This is a genomic window from Streptomyces rugosispiralis (genome assembly GCF_024505145.1).
Classification (GTDB): Bacteria; Actinomycetota; Actinomycetes; order Streptomycetales; family Streptomycetaceae; genus Streptomyces; species Streptomyces rugosispiralis.
In genome coordinates, this window is the sequence record NZ_JANIAA010000008.1 from 269,807 (window position 1) to 289,012 (window position 19,206).

At 70.9% G+C, this 19,206-nt stretch carries 17 protein-coding genes and 1 tRNA gene; 8 read left to right on the forward strand and 10 right to left on the reverse strand.

Features of this window, described 5'->3' with window-relative positions; genetic code table 11:
• Positions 1 to 2 precede the first annotated feature (2 nt).
• The 5 genes from ettA to NP777_RS16405 all read right to left on the reverse strand — a co-directional run bounded on the left by ettA (position 3) and on the right by NP777_RS16405 (position 7,769).
• The gene (gene ettA / locus NP777_RS16385) at positions 3 to 1,667 is read right to left on the reverse strand and encodes an energy-dependent translational throttle protein EttA (RefSeq protein ID WP_256650915.1); all 1,665 of its coding nucleotides are present in this window, start codon (positions 1,665 to 1,667) and stop codon (positions 3 to 5) included.
• Positions 1,668 to 1,970: 303 nt separating this feature from the next.
• A complete protein-coding gene (locus NP777_RS16390; protein WP_256650870.1) occupies positions 1,971 to 3,368 on the reverse strand; it encodes a Cys-Gln thioester bond-forming surface protein in 1,398 nt (465 codons plus the stop codon).
• A gap of 217 nt (positions 3,369 to 3,585) precedes the next feature.
• Positions 3,586 to 4,092 (reverse strand): single-stranded DNA-binding protein, encoded by a 507-nt coding sequence (locus NP777_RS16395; protein WP_256650871.1) that lies wholly within the window; start codon positions 4,090 to 4,092, stop codon positions 3,586 to 3,588.
• A gap of 140 nt (positions 4,093 to 4,232) precedes the next feature.
• Positions 4,233 to 6,152, reverse strand: a complete 1,920-nt coding sequence (locus tag NP777_RS16400; protein ID WP_256650872.1) for a GTPase — start codon at positions 6,150 to 6,152, stop codon at positions 4,233 to 4,235.
• A gap of 6 nt (positions 6,153 to 6,158) precedes the next feature.
• Entirely contained in the window at positions 6,159 to 7,769 is a 1,611-nt protein-coding gene (locus tag NP777_RS16405) for a dynamin family protein (RefSeq protein WP_256650916.1), read from the reverse strand.
• 382 nt (positions 7,770 to 8,151) lie between these two features.
• Here NP777_RS16405 and NP777_RS16410 point away from each other — a divergent pair.
• Positions 8,152 to 8,224: transfer RNA gene (locus NP777_RS16410), tRNA-Arg, on the forward strand.
• An 81-nt stretch (positions 8,225 to 8,305) separates the two neighbouring features.
• Here the strand turns inward: NP777_RS16410 and ctaD are convergent.
• Positions 8,306 to 10,030 (reverse strand): aa3-type cytochrome oxidase subunit I, encoded by a 1,725-nt coding sequence (ctaD, locus tag NP777_RS16415; RefSeq protein ID WP_256650873.1) that lies wholly within the window; start codon positions 10,028 to 10,030, stop codon positions 8,306 to 8,308.
• Positions 10,031 to 10,772: 742 nt separating this feature from the next.
• Here ctaD and NP777_RS16420 point away from each other — a divergent pair.
• Complete coding sequence (locus tag NP777_RS16420; RefSeq protein WP_256650874.1) at positions 10,773 to 11,807, forward strand: sporulation protein; 1,035 nt, start codon at positions 10,773 to 10,775, stop codon at positions 11,805 to 11,807.
• A 111-nt stretch (positions 11,808 to 11,918) separates the two neighbouring features.
• Here NP777_RS16420 and NP777_RS16425 read toward each other — a convergent pair whose 3' ends face one another.
• Both NP777_RS16425 and NP777_RS16430 read right to left on the reverse strand, forming a co-directional pair.
• The gene (locus tag NP777_RS16425; protein ID WP_256650875.1) at positions 11,919 to 13,190 is read right to left on the reverse strand and encodes a cation:proton antiporter; all 1,272 of its coding nucleotides are present in this window, start codon (positions 13,188 to 13,190) and stop codon (positions 11,919 to 11,921) included.
• Positions 13,191 to 13,193: 3 nt separating this feature from the next.
• A complete protein-coding gene (locus NP777_RS16430; protein WP_256650876.1) occupies positions 13,194 to 13,664 on the reverse strand; it encodes a cation:proton antiporter regulatory subunit in 471 nt (156 codons plus the stop codon).
• A gap of 179 nt (positions 13,665 to 13,843) precedes the next feature.
• Between NP777_RS16430 and NP777_RS16435 the strand changes: the two genes are divergently transcribed.
• Positions 13,844 to 14,266: a hypothetical protein gene (locus NP777_RS16435; RefSeq protein WP_256650877.1), complete on the forward strand. Its 423-nt coding sequence runs from the start codon at positions 13,844 to 13,846 to the stop codon at positions 14,264 to 14,266.
• Positions 14,267 to 14,522: 256 nt separating this feature from the next.
• The gene (locus NP777_RS16440; protein ID WP_256650878.1) at positions 14,523 to 14,933 is read left to right on the forward strand and encodes a VOC family protein; all 411 of its coding nucleotides are present in this window, start codon (positions 14,523 to 14,525) and stop codon (positions 14,931 to 14,933) included.
• 72 nt (positions 14,934 to 15,005) lie between these two features.
• On the opposite strand, the gene NP777_RS16445 is transcribed toward NP777_RS16440, so the two are convergent.
• Together NP777_RS16445 and NP777_RS16450 are read right to left on the reverse strand one after the other, a co-directional pair.
• Positions 15,006 to 15,995: a zinc-binding alcohol dehydrogenase family protein gene (locus tag NP777_RS16445; protein WP_256650917.1), complete on the reverse strand. Its 990-nt coding sequence runs from the start codon at positions 15,993 to 15,995 to the stop codon at positions 15,006 to 15,008.
• 204 nt (positions 15,996 to 16,199) lie between these two features.
• Positions 16,200 to 16,418: an MbtH family protein gene (locus tag NP777_RS16450; protein WP_256650879.1), complete on the reverse strand. Its 219-nt coding sequence runs from the start codon at positions 16,416 to 16,418 to the stop codon at positions 16,200 to 16,202.
• 170 nt (positions 16,419 to 16,588) lie between these two features.
• Here NP777_RS16450 and NP777_RS16455 point away from each other — a divergent pair, with 170 nt between their 5' ends.
• From NP777_RS16455 to crcB (NP777_RS16470), 4 genes are all read left to right on the forward strand, one after another.
• On the forward strand, positions 16,589 to 17,680 hold the full coding sequence (locus tag NP777_RS16455; protein WP_256650880.1) for a polyprenyl synthetase family protein: 1,092 nt from the start codon (positions 16,589 to 16,591) through the stop codon (positions 17,678 to 17,680).
• Positions 17,681 to 17,942: 262 nt separating this feature from the next.
• Complete coding sequence (crcB, locus tag NP777_RS16460) at positions 17,943 to 18,449, forward strand: fluoride efflux transporter CrcB (RefSeq protein WP_256650881.1); 507 nt, start codon at positions 17,943 to 17,945, stop codon at positions 18,447 to 18,449.
• On the forward strand, positions 18,446 to 18,781 hold the full coding sequence (locus NP777_RS16465) for a DUF190 domain-containing protein (protein ID WP_256650882.1): 336 nt from the start codon (positions 18,446 to 18,448) through the stop codon (positions 18,779 to 18,781). Before crcB (NP777_RS16460) ends, NP777_RS16465 begins: the two co-directional genes overlap by 4 nt.
• A complete protein-coding gene (gene crcB / locus NP777_RS16470) occupies positions 18,778 to 19,152 on the forward strand; it encodes a fluoride efflux transporter CrcB (protein WP_256650883.1) in 375 nt (124 codons plus the stop codon). The genes NP777_RS16465 and crcB (NP777_RS16470) overlap by 4 nt, the downstream gene beginning before the upstream one ends.
• Positions 19,153 to 19,206: the final 54 nt, after the last annotated feature.

Consider the following 19,206-nt stretch of genomic DNA (forward strand, 5'->3'; position numbering starts at 1 on the left):
ACTCAGCCCCGGGTCAGCTTCTTGTAGGTGGCGCGGTGCGGACGGGCCGCGTCCGGGCCGAGCCGCTCGACCTTGTTCTTCTCGTACGACTCGAAGTTGCCCTCGAACCAGAACCACTTGGACTCGCCCTCGTACGCCAGGATGTGGGTGGCGACGCGGTCGAGGAACCAGCGGTCGTGGGAGACGACCACGGCGCAGCCGGGGAAGTCGAGCAGCGCGTTCTCCAGCGAGGAGAGGGTCTCCACGTCGAGGTCGTTGGTGGGCTCGTCGAGGAGCAGCAGATTGCCGCCCTGCTTGAGGGTGAGCGCGAGGTTGAGGCGGTTGCGCTCACCGCCCGAGAGCACCCCGGCCGGCTTCTGCTGGTCCGGGCCCTTGAAGCCGAAGGCGGAGACATAGGCGCGGGAGGGCATCTCGACCTGGCCGACGTTGATGTAGTCGAGCTCGTCGGAGACGACCGCCCACAGCGTCTTCTTGGGGTCGATGTTGGCGCGGCTCTGGTCGACGTAGGAGATCTTGACGGTCTCGCCGACCTTGATGCTGCCCGCGTCGGCGGTCTCCAGTCCCTGGATCATCTTGAACAGCGTGGTCTTACCTGCGCCGTTGGGGCCGATGACGCCGACGATGCCGTTCCGCGGGAGGGTGAAGGAGAGATCGTCGATCAGGACCTTCTCGCCGAACGCCTTGGAGAGGTTCTTTACCTCGACCACGACATTGCCCAGGCGCGGGCCCGGCGGGATCTGGATCTCCTCGAAGTCCAGCTTCCGGGTCTTCTCGGCCTCGGCGGCCATCTCCTCGTAACGGGTCAGCCGGGCCCGGGACTTGGCCTGGCGGCCCTTGGCGTTGGAGCGGACCCAGTCCAGCTCCTCCTTGAGGCGCTTGGCGCGCTTGGCGTCCTTCTGGCCCTCGACCTTCAGACGGGCCTGCTTCTTCTCCAGGTAGGTGGAGTAGTTGCCCTCGTAACCGATGGCGCGGCCGCGGTCGAGCTCCAGGATCCACTCGGCGACGTTGTCCAGGAAGTACCGGTCGTGGGTGATGGCCACGACGGTGCCCGCGTACTTGGCGAGGTGCTGCTCCAGCCAGTTGACGGACTCGGCGTCGAGGTGGTTGGTGGGCTCGTCCAGCAGCAGCAGGTCGGGGGCCTCGAGCAGCAGCTTGCAGAGCGCGACGCGGCGCTTCTCACCACCGGAGAGGGTGGTGACCGGCCAGTCGCCGGGCGGGCAGCCGAGGGCGTCCATGGCCTGCTCGAGCTGGGCGTCCAGGTCCCAGGCGTTGGCGTGGTCCAGGTCCTCCTGGAGCTTGCCCATCTCCTCCAGCAGCTCGTCGCTGTAGTCGGTCGCCATCTGCTCGGCGATCTCGTTGAAGCGGTCCAGCTTGCCCTTGGTGACCGCCACGCCGTCCTGGACGTTCTCCAGCACGGTCTTGGACTCGTCCAGCGGGGGCTCCTGGAGCAGGATGCCGACGCTGTAGCCGGGTGAGAGGAAGGCGTCACCATTGGACGGCTGCTCCAGGCCCGCCATGATCTTCAGCACCGTCGACTTACCGGCGCCGTTGGGGCCCACGACACCGATTTTCGCGCCGGGCAGAAAGCTCAGCGTGACATCGTCGAGGATCACCTTGTCGCCGTGCGCCTTGCGCGTCTTGCGCATGGTGTAGATGAACTCAGCCAAGAGAAACCGTCCGGCAATCTGGTAGGTATCGAGGTGCGGCTCCGCCGCGGTGTCCATATCCGTGGCGGCTCCACCGCGTGAGGGCAGATACAGCCATCTTGCCGTACAGCCCGCCCGAGGCGGAAACCCGTTTGGTCCCGCGTGCGGCATGGGTCCCGCGTTCGCCGTCCCCCGGTGACACGAAGGGCCGGAGCCTCCGCGAGGCTCCGGCCCTCCATCACCGCGTTCTTCGATGATCACCACATCCGGTGACCGTCGCTTCACTCAGCGATCACTGCCGCCCTGGCGTCGCCGCCCTGGCGTTCACTCACCCGCGGGCGCCTTCTTCTTGCGGACGAAGAAGATCGCGCCGCCGCCGACCACGACCAGCGCCACGGCGATGCCCGCGATCATCGGGGTGTTGCTGCTGCTACCGGTCTCGGCGAGGTCGCCACCGGAGGTGTCACCACCGGTGCTGCCACCGGCCGACGCGGGGCTCGGCTGCGAGGAGGGGGTGTCGCTGCTGCCGCCGCTGCTGGTGGTCTTGCAGTCGAGAACGCCGGAGAAGGTCTTCTCGAAGCCGTTCGGACCGGTGATCGTGAACTTGTAGCTCTCGTCCTCCTTCACCGGGGCGGTGACGGTCTTCGACTGACCCGCCTCGACGGTGTACTTCTGGCCCAGCAGCTCGAAGGTGAACGCCTCGTCGCCCTTGTTGGTGGCCGTGATGTCCACGCCGCCCTTGGCACAGTCCTTCTCCGCGGAGACCGCCGGGACCGCGCCCTTCTTCGCCCAGTTCGCGGTGGCGGTGGCGGAGACGGTGCTCTCGCTGGAGCCGGCCAGGATCTGCGTCTGGCTCTTGGTGGCGCTGGCGAACGCGCGGCCCACCGGAACCTTGGTGGCGGCCTGGGCGGTCAGCGTGGCGGAGCCGTCCGACGCGCCCTCCGGGACGTCGAAGTACACCTCGCCGCCGTCGGCGGCACTGGTGATGGTCTTGCCGCTCTTGTCGACGAGCTTGACTCCGCCGCCCGCGGACTCGGTGCCCGGAGCCAGGGTGACGCTGTCGGCGTTGGTGTGGACCTTGACCGGGCCGAGCCGCTCACCGGCCTTGCCGGAGACGGCCGGCGGGTCCAGGCTCAGCGACGCCTTGGGCTCCTGGAGGTTCTGCGCGCTCTTCTCCAGGTAGTCGGCCAGCTTCTCGGCCTGCGGGTCGGCCGCGTCCACCTTCGCGTTGTCGGAGAAGCGCCAGATGGCGACCTGCGTCCCCGCGGCGGCGGTCTTCTCGGTGAGGGGGCCGGTGCCCGCCGTCTTCGCCAGCGCGCCGAGGTCGTTCACCTGCGGGTAGGAGTTCTGCAGAACCCAGTTGATCTTGCCCGCGTTGGGGTTGTTCGCCAGGGACGTCTCGGCCCAGGACTTCTCCTCGTACTTCGCCTTGCTCTGCGTCGGGTTATGTAGATCAATGCAGTACGTCTGGATGGAACCGCCGTTGTCGACCGACATCTCGAAGAGACCGGCGCCGACCTGCTGGTCCTTGCCGTTGTCGTGGATGATGGCCTTGTCGAACGTCTTGAGACCGTCCAGCGTGGCGGTGGCACCGCCCTGCCCCGGGGGCACGTCATCGGCGGCGGCGGTACCGGCGGTGGCTATCGCGCCCGCCGCGACCAGACCGGACGCCAGAACGGCGGCCGCAAGGCGGGCAGCGCCCCGCCTCCTTACAGAAATCATGGTTTCCCCTCCGGGCGAGCGCCAGTCAGTTGGTGCGCCTCGCCAGCGAACTCAAAACTCAGGAACCCCCGTTGGGCACGCAGGGATACTAGGGAGAAAGGAACCGCACGCTCCCCGGGAATACCTAGACCCAACCGATCCGAATCGGAATCGTTATCTAATCTCCAGATCCCATATGACCTGGGATTATCGACAAATCTCCCATGGTCATGGCCGCTCACGGGGAAGTTGCCCCGGTCGGCGTGTTTAGAAGCGGTTTGGCCTGTGAAACCCGGCGAAATGCGGATGTACCCCGCGTGAGATCGTGTCCGACCGCCACCGCGTCGATCTCCGCGGTGACCCAGCGCCTGGGCTGCTGCGCCCCGCCACCGGAATCCCCGCCCGGGGCCGGGGGCGGAGGCATGACCGCGCCTCCTTCTTCTCCCTGAAGCGGCCGGTCCCTCTCCCGCTCCCGGTCCCATTCGCGCTCCCACACCCGTAACGTCCCATGGACGACGAGGGGTTCACCGAGCGATACCGACCCGGCGACATTCGCGGCGAGCGACCGCCACGTCCAGACCGTGTAGAAACTCGTGTACGCGTCCGCCCACGCGTCCCGCCCCCGGTCCCAGCGGCGCACCGTCACCGCCAGCCGGAACCGGGCCACCGCGACACCTGCCGCCGTCTCCCAGAAGTCCGGCCGCGTCGCGGCATTCCCCACCACGGTCACCCAGCTCTCGTTCACCGGCTACGCCTCCCCCATCACTTCGCGGCTCTCCCGCGCCGTTCGTGGACCATGCTGCCCGGCCTCACGAAACCCCGCCGGGGCCTGTGCACGACCACGCGAATGTGGATAACTCGGCCACCCGGACGAGTGATCGCCCGTTACGCCCCGCCCGCCGCGACCACGTACTGCGCGCGTACCTCCCCGTACCGCGCCAGTTCCGTTTCCACCGGCTCCAGTACCCGTCTGCGCCCGCACTCGGCCGCCGCCTCCCGCAGGCGGCCCTCCACCGATCGGGCGTGGCGCCGGGCGGGCCCCCGTGCGGCCGCCCGGGAGCCCCAGGCCAGCATCGGGCCGACCGCGGCGCCGCCCAGCACCAGCAGCGCCGGCATCCACCACTCCGCCCCGTCGAACGCCCCGGCCATGGCGCCCAACAGCCACAGCGCCCCCAACACTTGCGCCAGCAGCACGGTCACCTGAGCCGCCGCCACCATCGACCACCACACGGGCCGGACCGGCCGCCGGTGCGCCGTCTCGGCCGCCACCGCCTCGTCGACCGCCTCCGCCAGCCCTCTGCCGCCCCACCCCGCCGCCTCCCGGACAGCCTGGGCCCACGGACCGGGCAGCCCGACCGTCGCCTCGTCCCCGAGCGTCCGTACCGCCTCCTCCACCGCGGGGCGCGCCGTGACCGCCTCCACCGCCAGCGTGCGCGCCCGCGCGCCCGGGATCTCCATCCACTCCCCGTCCCCCATGGCTCGCGAGCCCTGAGAGCCGCCTCGAGAGCCGCCTCGAGAGCCCCCTGACACGCGGCCCTTCCTCCCCCGCAGCCGCCCCCACGGCGTTCCGCACGCCCACTCCGCGTCCCTCAGCCAGGCGCGCTCGGCCGCCTTCCCCGCCGCGCCCGCGCCCGCCGCCTCGGCCAGCCGGTCCTCGAACTCCGCCCGCGCCCGCTCGGTGAGCCCGACCGGCCCGCTGTCCGCCACATACTGCGGCCGCAGCCGCGTCATCGTGCCGTCCACGTCCGCCGAAAGCCGGCGCTCGGCCGCCCCGCACTCAGCCGTGAGCCGCGCGAGCATCTCCCGGAGATCCCGGACGCCCTCGCCGGTCAGCGCGGACAGCGCGAGCACGGCTGCCCCGGGCTCCCCGTGCTCCCCGAGGGCGAGCCCGTCCTCGTCCAGCAGCCGCCGCAGATCGTCCAGCACTTGGTCCGCGGCCTCGCCGGGGAGCCGGTCCACCTGGTTGAGCACGACGAAGGTCACCTCGGCATATCCGGCGAGTGGCCGCAGATAGCGCTCATGGAGGACCGCGTCCGCGTACTTCTCGGGGTCCACGACCCACACCACCGCGTCGACGAGACCCAGCAGCCGGTCCACCCGCTCCCGGTGGCCCGGGGCGGCCGAGTCGTGGTCGGGCAGATCGAGCAGGACCAGGCCGCGCAGCGCGGGGTCGTACGGATATCCCGGGTTGCGCCGGTCCACCGCGGGGATGCCGAGCCGGTCCAGCAGGCCATCCGCGTGGTCGGTCCACGCGCAGGCCAGGGGCGTGGCGGTGGTCGGACGGCGGATGCCGGTCTCGGAGAGGGGGGCTCCGGCGAGGGCGTTGAACAGTGTCGACTTACCGCTTCCGGTGGCCCCGGCGACGGCGACCACGGTGTGTCCGTAAGGATGCCGTCCCCGCGCGTCCGCCTCGTCGAGCACCCGCGCGGCACCGGCGAGCGTGCGCCCCTCGAGCCGGGACCGGGACAGCCCGACGAGCTGGCGCAGGGCCTCCAGACGGGGCCGCAGGGTGCCCGTGGCGAAGCTGCGGACGCCGGCCTGGTACACGGCGTACGGAGGGCCGCCGAAGGACCGCTGCCCGGAGTCCTCCGCCGGGAAGAAGCCCGCCGTGGCTCCGGGGATGTCCGGTGCTGCCTCCTCCGCCGCTCCCTGGTCCATCGCTCGGGCCGGGCGGCCCGCGGCGCGCCCGGCGGCCCGGCGGTGCACGCGCCGGGCGATCAGGCCGTCGTCCCAGGTGTGGCGGCCCCCCACCGCCCGGTTTCCCCCGCCGCCCTCGTTGCCGCCGTTGCCCTCCGTGGCCGTCACCTGCGGTCACCTCTCCTTCTGCAGTACGGACAGCGCGGCGATCAGCTCGACCTGGAGTTCCGGGGACATGTCCAGGGCGTCCAGAGGGGCGAGCCTGCGGTCGCGCTCCGCCCGGATGACACGGGTGACACAGCCGTCGAGCAGCCGTCCACCGCGGTCGCCCAGGCGCAACGCCGCATGCGCGCCCAGGGTCTCGGCGAGCTTCTCGCCCGCCTTACGGGCACGGCGTCCGCCCAGGAGGGAAGCGGCGAGCAGAGCGGCGATCTCCTCGGGCTCGCAGCTCCCCCCGCATTCGGCGATCCGGACCCGGGCCTCCTCCTCGGCCAACTCCTCGGCGCAGCGCCGCCAGTGCCGTACGGCCACGCCGATCCGCTCGGCGGCGCCCCGCGCGTCGCACGGGGCGAGCCCGGCCCGCGCGGCCGGGTCCTGCCTCCCGGCCTCCGCGAGCCGTTCGTCGGCCATGGCGGTCGCGCTGCGCAGCAAGGTGGCCAGGGCGTCGGTGAGCGCCGTAAGGAGCTCATCGGGGGCGCTGCCGTGCGGCAGGCCGTGCCAGTGGGTGAGCGCGCCACCCGCGAGCGCCGCGCCCTGCGCGATCTCACGCCGCACCCGCTCCCCGGCCTCCCCGTACGCGCCCTCGACCCGCTGGATCAGCCGCACCGCGGCCGCGTGCTGCGCCGCCGCGGCCCCGGCCAGCGCGGGCATCCGGGCGCGCAGCGAGGCGAGGGTCCCGGCGGCCGTACGGGCGGCGGCGACGGTACGGGCGTACGGATCCTGAGCGTGCTGGGTGAGCCAGGCCCGCAGGGCGGCGACGGCGGTGGCCGGGAGCAGCCCGCTGCCGCCGCCCGCGGATTCCGGGAGCTCGGGGATGGTGAAGCGCGGGACATCGCCGAGGCCGGCCGCCGTAAGGAGCCCGGCGTACTGCCGGGAGACCTCGGCGGCCAGCTGGTGCGGCACCCGGTCGAGGACGGTGACGAGGGTGACGTCGTACTCCTTGGCGGTCCGCAGCAGATGCCAGGGGACGGCGTCGCCGTAGCGGGTGGCGGTGGTGACGAGCACCCAGATGTCGGCGGCGCAGATCAGTTCCGCGGCCAGATCGCGGTTCCGCGCGACCAGCGAGTCGATGTCGGGCGCGTCGAGCAGTGCGAGCCCCCGTGCCAGCCCCGGGTCGGTCTCCACCCGCAGCGCCGCCGGCCCCTCCTGCGCCCGCCCCTCCTCGTCGTACGCGCTCTCCGCCCGCTCCCCCTGCGCCGGCACCCACACCCGGGTGAGCCGCGGCAGCACCCGCTGCCCGGCGAACCAGGGGTGGTCGTCGGGATGGCACACCAGCACCGGCGTACGCGTTGTGGGCCGCAACACACCGGCCTCGGTGACGCGTCGGCCGACCAGCGAATTGACGAGGGTCGACTTGCCCGCTCCCGTCGATCCCCCGATTACCGCCAGGAGGGGCGCTTCGGGGGCGCGCAACCGGGGCACGAGGTAGTCGTCCAGTTGAGCGAGCAGCTCGGCACGGCTACGGCGAGCGCGGTCGGCGCCGGGAAGGGGGAGCGGAAACCGAGCGGCGTCGACACGGTCACGCAGTGAGGTCAGCGCGTCGAGCAGCCGGGGCCGTACGTCCAAGATCGCCACGTGGTGAAGAATGCCCGCTTTTGGTGTCTTTTTGAAGCGTATGCTCACTCGTGCGCGTCAAAGAGACCCACCCGGATCACCCCAAAAGGAGCACGAGGCAGACGTGACAGCAGGGGCGCGGGCATAACGAGTGCACAACACCCGTTCCTTGAGGCGTGAAAAACGATGCAAGTTTCGGACCTGCCTGCGATTATCAGACCGCTTCACCGAACCTCCACAACGTGCCACGGAGGTGAAGCAACCGGGGCGAGGCGCAAGGAGCCCTATCCTTGTCCCGGCAAGGTCACGGTCCGTCGAGCCCGGCCACCCGCACCACGGCCGCCCCGTCGGCCCCGCAGGCACCGGGGGCTCACCCGCTCCATGACCACCACCGGCCCCCGTAGCTCAGTGGATAGAGCAGGCGCCTTCTAAGCGCTTGGCCGCAGGTTCGAGTCCTGCCGGGGGCGCACCGGACCCTCTCCTCTACGCACGTAGCGGAGGGGGTCTTCGCGCTATTCGGAGGCTCGGTATTGGTGCGACGGCGAGGGTCAGCCCTCGCGGCCCCCGGGCTCGTCGCCCGTTTCGGGGCCCGGTGCCTCGGAGAGGAGCGGTCGGTCGGTGGTGAGGACCTCGCGGGGGGCGACCTCGGGGTGGTGGAGGTCGAAGGCCGGGGATTCCGATCGGATCTTCGGCAGGGTCAGGAAGTTGTGCCGGGGCGGCGGGCAGGAGGTGGCCCATTCGAGGGATCGGCCCCAGCCCCAGGGGTCGTCGAGTTCGACCCGCTTCCCGTACTTCCCGGTTTTCCACACGTTGTAGATGAACGGCAGCGTGGACAGGCCCAGGAGGAACGAGCCGATGGTGGAGACCGTGTTCAGCGTGGTGAAGCCGTCGGCGGCCAGATAGTCGACATAGCGGCGCGGCATGCCGATGACGCCGAGCCAGTGGTGGACCAGGAAGGTCGTGTGGAAGCCGACGAACAGGGTCCAGAAGTGGATCTTGCCGAGGCGTTCGTCGAGCATCCTGCCGGTGAACTTGGGCCACCAGAAATAGAATCCGGCGAACATCGCGAAGACCACCGTGCCGAAGACCACGTAGTGGAAGTGGGCGACGACGAAATAGCTGTCGTGGACCTCGAAATCCAGCGGAGGCGAGGCCAGGATCGCTCCGGTCAGCCCGCCGAAGAGGAAGGTGACCAGGAAGCCGACGGCCCACAGCATCGGCGTCTCGAAGGAGAGCGAGCCACGCCACATGGTTCCGATCCAGTTGAAGAACTTCACCCCGGTCGGCACCGCGATGAGGAACGTCATAAAGGAGAAGAACGGCAGGAGTACGGCTCCGGTGGCGAACATGTGGTGGGCCCACACCGTCGCCGAGAGGCCGGTGATGCCGATGGTCGCGCCCACCAGACCCATATAGCCGAAGACCACCTTTCGGGAGAACACCGGAATGATTTCGGTGATGATGCCGAAGAACGGCAGGGCGATGATGTAGACCTCGGGGTGGCCGAAGAACCAGAAGAGGTGCTGCCACAGCACCGGCCCGCCGTTGGCCCCCTCGAAGACGACCGCGCCGAATTTGCGGTCCGCCTCCAGCACCAGCAGGGCGGCCGCCAGGATGGGAAAGGCGAGCAGCACCAGGATCGAGGTGAAGAGGATGTTCCAGGTGAAGATGGGCAGCCGGAACATCGTCATTCCCGGGGCGCGCATGCACACGACGGTCGTGACGAAGTTGACGGCACCCAGGATCGTCCCGAAGCCGGAGAGGGCGAGGCCCATCACCCACATGTCGCCGCCCACGCCCGGTGTCCGCACCTTGCTGCTGAGCGGCGTATAGGCCGTCCAGCCGAAGTCCGCCGCGCCGCCGGGGGTGAGCAGACTGCCGATCACGATCAGCCCGCCGAAGAAGAAGAGCCAGTACGAGAGCATGTTCAGCCGGGGAAAGGCGACATCCGGGGCGCCGATCTGGAGCGGCATGATCTCGTTGGCGAATCCGGCGAAGACCGGCGTGGCGAAGAACAGCAGCATCAGCGTGCCGTGCAGGGTGAAAGCCTGGTTGTACTGCTCGGGGCTGATCAATTGCAGTCCGGGCCGGGCGAGTTCGGCCCGCATGACCATGGCCAGAAGGCCGCCGATCAGAAAGAAACCGAACGCGGTCACCAAGTACAGGTGTCCGATTTTCTTGTGGTCCGTGGTGGTGAGCCAGTCGACCACGATGGTGCCGAGTTTGGTGGGTTCGGCGGGAGCTTCATATTCGGGCCTGGTTGTCGTCGCCATGTCCGTGTCCGCTCCTCGGCCGTCTGCAGGGGTGGGCGACCGGCGGCACCGGCCGACGAATTCGATGTATCGATTCGCCCACCATTACCCGAAGCGGAATGGCAATTCGGACCCGACTCGCCGTGGAAGCCGGGTCATTCACCGGCGTACCGGGCGCGGCTCGTGGGCCGGTCTGCGCCGCCATCGCCGGATTCCCGCGCTCACGACGATTGCCACGGCGCTCAGCAGCGCCGATCTCATCCGTCGCACACGTGACATCGGATTCTCCCGTCCTCTGGGATGAGTGCCTCGCATTCGAGGGCGTGCCGGTGCGGGCGCGTTCCGCTCTCGGCGGACGTGTTCCGCTCTCGGCGGGCGCGCTCCGGGCGGGCGTGCTCGCTCTTCGCGGACATGCTCGGCTCTTCGCGGACGTGCTCGGCTCTTCGCGGACGTGCTCGGCTCTTCCCGGGCGCGCTCGGCTCTTCGCACCGGCTTCCGCACAGGCGAACTACGGGTCCCCGTGGCCGGAGGGCCCATTCAGATAGCTCTCCGTAAGCGGGTGGGCACCCGAGCCGGGCCGTCGGGCCCGTCGGCGACCTGGGCCGCACCACCCCTGGCCAGTTTTGCCACCCCAGGACCCGTACATGGGAATCCCTTTACCTTCTCGTTCGTTCCACGCATGCCCCCCACGGAACTCAGGAACGAACGCACCCCACACGGAACAGAGAACGATCACAGTGACAGTGAAGGAGTGAACGCCGCGATGGTGTTCAAACGAGTGCTCGGCTCGCTCGGGGTCGGCGGACCCGTCGTGGACACGATCCTGGACCGGGAGCCTGTGCGCCCCGGTGGGGTGGTGCGGGGGCAGGTGCGGCTCCGAGGCGGAGGCGACGCCTGCGATCTCGAGCACCTCGCGCTGGAGCTGGTCGCCGGGGTCGAGGCCGGACACGGCGGCGAGGGGCACGAGGGCGGTGTGGTCTTCGACCGCCTCCGGCTCGGCGGTGGGTTCCGGCTCGACGCGCGAGAGCACAGAGACATTCCGTTCACCATTCACATACCGTGGGAAACACCGCTCACCGAGGTGTCCGGGCAGCCGCTGGGTGTCGTCCTGGGCGTCCGGGTCGAGGTCGCGGCGGCGGGCGCGAAGGACCACGGCGATCCGGAACCGCTGATCGTGCGCCCGCTGCCGGTCCAGGAGGCCGTGCTGGGGGCGCTGGGGCGGCTCGGCTTCGGCCTCGTCGCCGCCGATCTGCGGCTCGCCCATATCGCGGGCACCGGGCAGCGGCTTCCCTTCCACCAGGAGATCGAGCTCACCCCCGCCCCTCAGTACCTCCACGACGTGAACGAGATCACACTGACCCTTCTCGCCGGGCCCGACGGCATGGAGGTCGTCCTGGAGGCCGACAAGCGCGGCGGGCGCTCCGGCGTCCTGGGCCGCCACACCGTGAGCGGCCATGAGGGCCCCGGGCGGCGCGACTGGACCGGTGAGGTCGACTCCTGGATCCGGGCGCTCATCGAAGCCCGCGCCACGCATACCGCCCGCGATGCCCGCGAGGGCCGCACCGGTGCGGCCCTCGCGGGCATCGCGGGCGCCACGGTCGGTACGGCGGCTGGTGGAGCCGTGGGCGGCGGCATGGTCGCGGCCGGACTCGGCGACGCGTCAGGGAACTTGGCGAGCTTAGATGATTTTGCGGGCTTAGGGGATTTAAAGGGCTTAAAGAGCTTAAAGGGCTTAGGGGATTCAGGGGGCACAGAAGACTTGGAGAGCTCGGGGGCCGAGGAGGAAAACCGAGGCTGAGCCCCGGAGCGCCGCGGAGGCTTTGAACGCCGCGGAGGCTTTACGCGCCGCGGAGGGCCACGGAGGGCCGCGGATCGTCCCGCGGCCCTCCCTCTACACACCGGCGAACGGCTAGGAACGACGCCCGACCGCGTCCGGGTCGTCCACCGTCTCTCGCGGCTCCGCCGCGACACCGTCGCCCCCGCCCTCGGCCGCCGCCGCGGCAGCGGACTCACGGCGCGCCGCCAGCCGGGCCGTGACCCGCCGGGCGACGGGCTCGGTCCAGCGGGCGGTGAGCGGCCCCAGGACGACCAGGATCAGGACGTACGCCGTGGCCAGCGGGCCGAGCGACGGTTCGATACCAGCCGTGACGGCGAGCCCGGCGATGACGATCGAGAACTCGCCCCGGGCCACCAGCGTGCCGCCCGCCCGCCAGCGGCCCCGGACCGAGATCCCGGCCCGCCGCGCCGCCCAGTAGCCGGTGGCGATCTTCGTACCGGCGGTGAGGACCGCCAGCGTCATGGCGGGCAGCAGCACCGGGGGAATGCTGGCCGGATCCGTGTGCAGGCCGAAGAAGACGAAGAACACGGCGGCGAACAGATCCCGCAGCGGGCTGAGCAGAAGGTGGGTCCCCTCGGCGACCTCCCCGGACAGGGCGATGCCCACCAGGAACGCGCCGACGGCCGCCGACACCTGGAGCTGCTGGGCGATCCCCGCCACCAGCAGCGTCAGCCCGAGCACCACCAGCAGCAGCTTCTCGGGATCGTCGCTGGAGACGAAGCGGGAGATATGCCGTCCGTAGCGGACGGCCAGGAACAGCACCAGACCGGCCACGCCGAGGGCGATGGCCAGGGTGACGCTGCCCGCCGCCAGGCCCGCACCGGCCAGCAGGGCGGTGACGATCGGCAGATAGACGGCCATCGCCAGATCCTCGAGGACGAGGATGCTGAGGATCACCGGGGTCTCACGGTTGCCGAGCCGGCCCAGATCGCCGAGCACCTTGGCGATGACGCCGGACGAGGAGATCCAGGTGACTCCGGCCAGCACGACGGCCGCCACCGGCCCCCACCCCAGCAGCAGGGCCATGATGGCGCCTGGCAGGGCGTTGAGCATGGCATCGACCAGTCCGGCCGGGTACTGGGTCTTGAGGTTGCTGACCAGGTCGCTGGCGGTGTACTCCAGCCCGAGCATCAGCAGCAGCAGGATGACGCCGATCTCGGCGCCGGTCGCGACGAACTCCTCGCTGGCCCCCAGCGGCAGCAGCCCGCCCTCGCCGAAGGCCAGTCCGGCCAGCAGATACAGCGGGATCGGGGAGAACTGGAGCCGCCCGGCGAGCCGCCCCAGCAGCCCGAGGCCCAGGATGACCGCGCCGAACTCGATCAGAAAGACGGCAGACGAATGCATGGGTCACTCCCGCCCTAGTATCGCCGCGGCCGTCTCCACGCCCTCGCGTGTGCCGATCACGATCAGTTCGTCCCCACCGGCCAGCCGGAAGTCCGGGGTCGGGGAGGGGATGGCCTCCGCCCTGCGCAGCACGGCCACGATCGAGGCGCCGGTCTCCGTCCGCATTCGCGTCTCGCCGAGCACCCGCCCGTTCCAGTACGACGTGGTCGACAGCTCGATCCGCTCGGCCACCAGCCCCAGCTCGGTGGTGGACAGCAGGTTCGGGTTGTGATGGCTTGGCATCAGCACTCCGACGAGTGCCTCCGCTTCCCCTGGAGTCAGCCTGGTGGACAGGGCACACTCATCGGGATCCTCCCTCCGGTACGCACTCAGCGTCCGTCCGCCGTCGCGGTGCGCGATGACCGAAAGCCGCCTACTCTCTCGTGTCGTCAGGTCGTAGCGAACCCCGATGCCGGGCAATGGCGTACTGCTCATGCGCGGAGCGCCCACAATCATCCCTCTCGTCGCTCGATTCTTGTGCCACCCTAACGAATGGCAAAGAATTGGTAATGACGGCAGGTGTACGAGGGTGCGATGGGACGATGCCGACCGCGTATGGGTGGGGTGGCCATCCATCCAAGCAGAGGATGGCGCCCGGAGGAGGGATGGTGCCCATGATCGAGTGGAGGCGGCTCAGCACCGGGATCAGGCCAGTTCCCGATCCGGTCGCCACCCCCGTCATCTGGGGCGGGGCCACCCTGGGCGCGCTGGTACTGGTGGCGGCTCTGAACTTCCTCGGCGGCCATGGCCGCCCGATGTTCGCCCTGGTCGCGCTCTCGCTGCTGGCGGCCCTGCTGGGGCTGTGCGCACGCTTTGTCGCGGCGCCCGGTACGGCGGCGCTGTGCTGGCTGTTCCTCAACGGCTTCGCCATTCCGCCCGCGGGCCGGCTCTCCTGGGCGGGCGACCGCGACGCCCGGTGGCTCGCCTGCCTCCTGGCGGCGGCCGTCGCGGGCACCGCGCTCGCCCGCGTCGTCAACGCCCGGGCGGGGTACCGCCGCATCAGCCCGCTCGGCCACCGTCCAGGGTCGCCGGAGTGAGCTGACCGGTCCGCGAGGCGGTGTGACCGGTCCGCGAGTGAGGTGACCGGTCCGGCCGGTCCGCGGTCGTAGGTCCCACGGCCGTGGGAAGGCCCGGCGAGCGGCCGATGCTCCGGCGGCGGGCCCGTCCCTAGGCTCGGGGCACGGCCCGGCGATCGGTGCGATCACGGTGCCGTCGATGTATTCCGCCACGACGAAGTCGATGCGGTCCGCGACAACGAAGTCGATGCGGTCCCCCACGACGAAGGAGGCGCCCATGCCCGCCGACGGTCAGAGCCACATCCGCATCGCCCGCCCCTCACGCGACCTCGCGGCGGCGGAGCGCTTCTGGTGTGCGGGGCTGGGATTGAGCGTGGTGTACCGGGTCGAGGGCGGTGACCGGGCCGGGGAGCACGATCTGCTGATGGTGTGCCGGCCGGACGCCGCCTGGCATCTGGAGCTCGTGCATGAAGCGGCCCACCCCGTGGAGCCCCGGCCGACCGAGGAGGATCTGCTGGTGATCTACCTCGACGAACCGGTCCCCGAGGAGCTGGTGGACCGCCTCACCCAGCATGGCGGCACCCGCGTCACCTCCCCCAATCCGTACTGGAACGAATGGGGCGTCACCATCGAGGACCCGGACGGCTACCGACTGGTGCTGTGCCGCCGCGGCTGGTCGAATTCCTGACGCACGGAGGTTTCCCGGGTCCAGGCCCAAGACCAGGACCAGGCCCGGGACCCGAGCCCCAGGGCCATCGCGCTAGTGCGGCATCGTCAGGACCGCGACCCCGTTGACGCGGTCGCCGGCGAGGTCGTCGAGGGCGGCGTCGGCCCGGTCGAAGGGGTACGGCGTGACCGTTGCGCTGATGCGGTGCTCGGCGGCCGCGGCGAGGAATTCGCGGCCGTCCTCCCGGGTGTTGGCGGTGACGCTGCGGACGGTGCGTTCCCGGAAGAGATGCCGCTCGTAGTCGAGTGACGGAATGTCGGTGAGGTAGATCCCGGCGATGCTCAGCGTGCCGCCCGCGTCCAGGGACTCCAGGGCGACCGGGACCAGTTCGCCCACCGGGGCGAAGAGGATGGCGGCGTCGAGCGGCTCGGGCGGGCGGTCGTAGGCGTCGTTCGCGGAGGCGGCGCCGAGGTCCAGGGCGAGCGCGCGGGCGGCGGGCGAGCGGGTCAGGACGTGGACGACGGCGCCCCGCGCGATGGCGACCTGGGCGGTGAGGTGTGCCGAGCCGCCGAAGCCGTAGATGCCGAGCCGGCCGCCCGGCGGGAGGTCGGCCCGGCGCAGCGCGCGGTAGCCGATGATCCCGGCGCACAGCAGCGGGGCGAGTTCCTCGTCGCGGTATCCGGAGGGCAGCTCGTAGGCGTAGGCCGCCGGTACGGTGACGTACTCGGCGTAGCCGCCGTCCGCGTCCCAGCCGGTGTACTCGGAGAACGGGCACAGGTTCTCCTGGCCCCGGAGGCAGTAGCGGCAGCGGCCGCAGGTGCGCCGCAGCCAGGGGACGCCGATCCGGATTCCGGGGCGCGGGCCGTGCGCCCGCGAGCCCGCCGCGACGACCTCGCCGACCGCCTCGTGGCCGGGGACGACGGGGCTGCGGTGCGGGGGCAGATCGCCGTCGCGGACATGCAGATCGGTGCGACAGACGCCACAGGCCCGGACCCGGACCAGCAGCTCGTCCTCCGCGGGCCGCGGAACCGGCAGCTCCACCTGCTCGATCCGGCCCGGGGCGGGGACCACCCATGCCCGCATGGTCGCCGGAAGGTCGGCGTTCGCGTCCGTCACCTCGCCAACGTAACGCCGTGAGCATCGTGACGACCGTAAGGCACGCGTTACGGCCATGCGGCGCCAAAAAGGAAGAGATACGGCCGGAAACTGCCAACCGCGTGCGGGCGCGATCAGGCCGAGGCGCGGTCCATGGCGTTGATCAGGCCGAAGCGCCGTCCATCGTGTTGATCAGGCCGAGGCGCCGTCCATCGCGTTGATCAGGCTCGTGGGGCGCATATCGGTCCAGTGCTCATTGACGTAGTCCAGGCACGCCTGGCGGTCGTCCTCGCCGTGGGCGACCGTCCAGCCCGCGGGGACCTCGGCGAAGGCGGGCCACAGCGAATGCTGCCCTTCCTCGTCGACGAGCACGAGATAGCGGCCGTCGGGGTTCTCGAAGGGGTTGCTCATCGCTGGTCTCCTCGCTCACGGTCGGCGTCGACGAGCTTGACGGTACCGGCAGGGGGCGGGCACCCGCCGAGGAGTTCCCGGGGGGCCTGGGGAAAGGCCTGGGATGCGGAAATGGCACCTTCCTGACGGAATTCGGGGTTCCGGGACGCCTCTCGCCTACGGTCCGCGGCATGGTCGCGTCCGCCAGAACCGAGCCCAGGGGCTCCATGGCCATGGAGCTCACCATCGGCGACCCCGCGCTCACGGCCCGGCTGGAGCGCGGAATGGACGCCTCGGAGGAGCGGCTGCGCGCTCTCGCCGCCGAGGCCCAGGACCCGTGTGTCGCCGAAGTCGCCGGACATCTCTTCGGCCCCGGTGGCAAGCGGCTGCGCCCGCTCCTGGCGCTGGTGGGCGCGGAGTTCGGTGAGCGCGCCCGGTCCAGCGCCAACCGATCCACCGCCGATCCGGCCGCCACCGATCCGGCCTTGGCCGACCCCTCCCCCGCCGTGGAGGCCGCCGCCCTGGCCGAGCTGGTGCATGTCGCCTCGCTCTACCACGACGACGTCATGGACCAGGCCCGCACCCGGCGCGGAGTCCCCAGCGCCAACGCCCGCTGGGGCAACACCACCGCCGTCCTCGCGGGCAATTGGCTGCTGTCGAAGGCGGCCCAGCTCGCCGCGGCACTCGGCCCGGAGGCCATACGGTTGCAGTCCAAGGTCACCAATCGTCTGATCATGGGCCAGATACGGGAACTCGTCGGCCCCTCGGACGAGGACGATCCGCTCTCCCACTACTTCACGGTGGTGGCCGGGAAGTCGGCCGCCCTGATCGCCATGGCGCTGCAACTGGGGGCGGTCCGGACGGGCGCCCCGGAGCATGTCGTCCAGACGCTCGCCGAGTACGGGGAACATCTGGGCATCGCGTTCCAGATATCCGACGACATCCTCGACATCACCTCCACCTCCGAGGTCTCCGGCAAGGAGCAGGGCAAGGACCTCGCGATCGGGGTCGCCAGCCTCCCGGTGCTGCTGGCCCTGGCCGACGAGCGACCGGAGGCGGGTGAGTTGCGCACCCTGCTGACCGCCGCCACCGCGGGCCCGGAGGGCGCCGGGCTGCCGAGGGCCGTCGCACTGCTGCATCGCTGCGGGGCGCTGGCGGAGGCGCGCACGGTGATGCACGCCCGGCTGCTGCGCGCCCGGACTGCGGCGAACGGGCTGCCGGACGGCCCGGCGACCCGGGTTCTGCACGCGCTGTGCGACTTCGTGGCACGCCGGGATCACTGACGGGCTTCCTCCGTAAGGCGCCCGCGACACCCGTAAGGCGCCCACAGCACCCGTACGGCACCCGCAACACCCGTACAGCACCCGTAAGGCACCCGTAAGGCACCCGTAAGGCGCCCGCGACACCCGTACGGCGCGCAGCACCCGTACAGCTCCCGTACGGCGTCCGTAGGCCGCCCGTAAGGCGCCCATGCCTCTCGCTCCGCCCTCCCCCATCGTCAGCCCCGGTCGGCCGGTGTCCGCCTCACGACGTAATCTGAGCCCTATGGGCAGCTCACGGTCAGATGTGGTGGACGAGCCCATCGACCCCGACACCGGCCCGGCCCCGCCCGCCCGGCACAGCCCCTGGCAGGGGCAGGGCCCCGTGGTGGGTGTGGTGGCGGTGGGCGGCGCGCTCGGGGCGACGGCCCGCTACGGCGCGTCGCTGCTGTGGCCGACCCCGACCGGCGCCTTCCCCTGGACGACCCTGCTGGTCAACGCCCTCGGCTGCGCGATCATCGGCGTCTTCCTGGTGCTGATCACCGACATGTGGACGGCCCACCGGCTGGTGCGGCCCTTCTTCGGCACCGGTGTGCTCGGCGGCTTCACCACCTTCTCGACGTACGCCGTGGACTTCACCCGGCTGGTCCAGGACGGCCGTATCGCGATCGCCTTCGGCTATCTGCTGGGCACGCTCATGGTGGCGATGGCGGCCGTATGGGCGGCCGTGATCGCGACCCGGCGCGTCCTCGGCGCGTACGGCGGCGGCCCCGGCGGGAGGGCGGCCCGGTGACCGGCGAGCCCGCGCTGCGACTGACCGTCTTCATCGGCGAGAACGACACCTGGCGCCGCAAACCGCTGTCCGCCGAGATCGTCCACCGCGCCCATCGCGCGGGGCTCGCGGGGGCGAGCGTGTTCCGCGGTGTCGAGGGGTACGGCTCCTCGTCCCTGATCCACACCTCGCGGCTGCTGTCGCTCGGCGAGGATCTGCCCATGGCCGTCGTGATCATCGATACGGAGGAGCGAGTGCGATCCTTCCTGCCCGAGCTGGAGGAGATCGTGGGTGACGGCCTCGTGGTGGTCGACCCGGTCGAGATCGTGCACCCCCGGGGGCAGGCCCGGTGAACTGGCTGCTGGTGATCGCGGGCGGGATGGTCGGCGCCCCGCTGCGCTATCTGACCGACCGGGCGGTGCAGACACGGCACGACTCGGTGTTCCCCTGGGGCACGTTCCTGGTCAATGTGGTGGGCTGTCTGGTGCTGGGCCTGCTGACCGGCGCGGCGGCCGAGGGGGCGGCGTCCCAGCGGCTGCAACTGCTGCTCGGCACGGGGCTGTGCGGCGCGCTGACGACGTATTCGACGTTCTCGTACGAGACCCTTCGGCTGACCGAGGAGGGCGCCCGGCTCTTCGCCGTGGCGAATGTGGGCCTGAGTCTGGTGGTCGGGGTGGGCGCCGCCTTCGCGGGTGTGGGGCTGGCCCACGCGATCTGGGGCTGACACACACCATCTCCCGGCGGCCTCACCGCCCGCGACGCCGCCCTACCGCCCGCG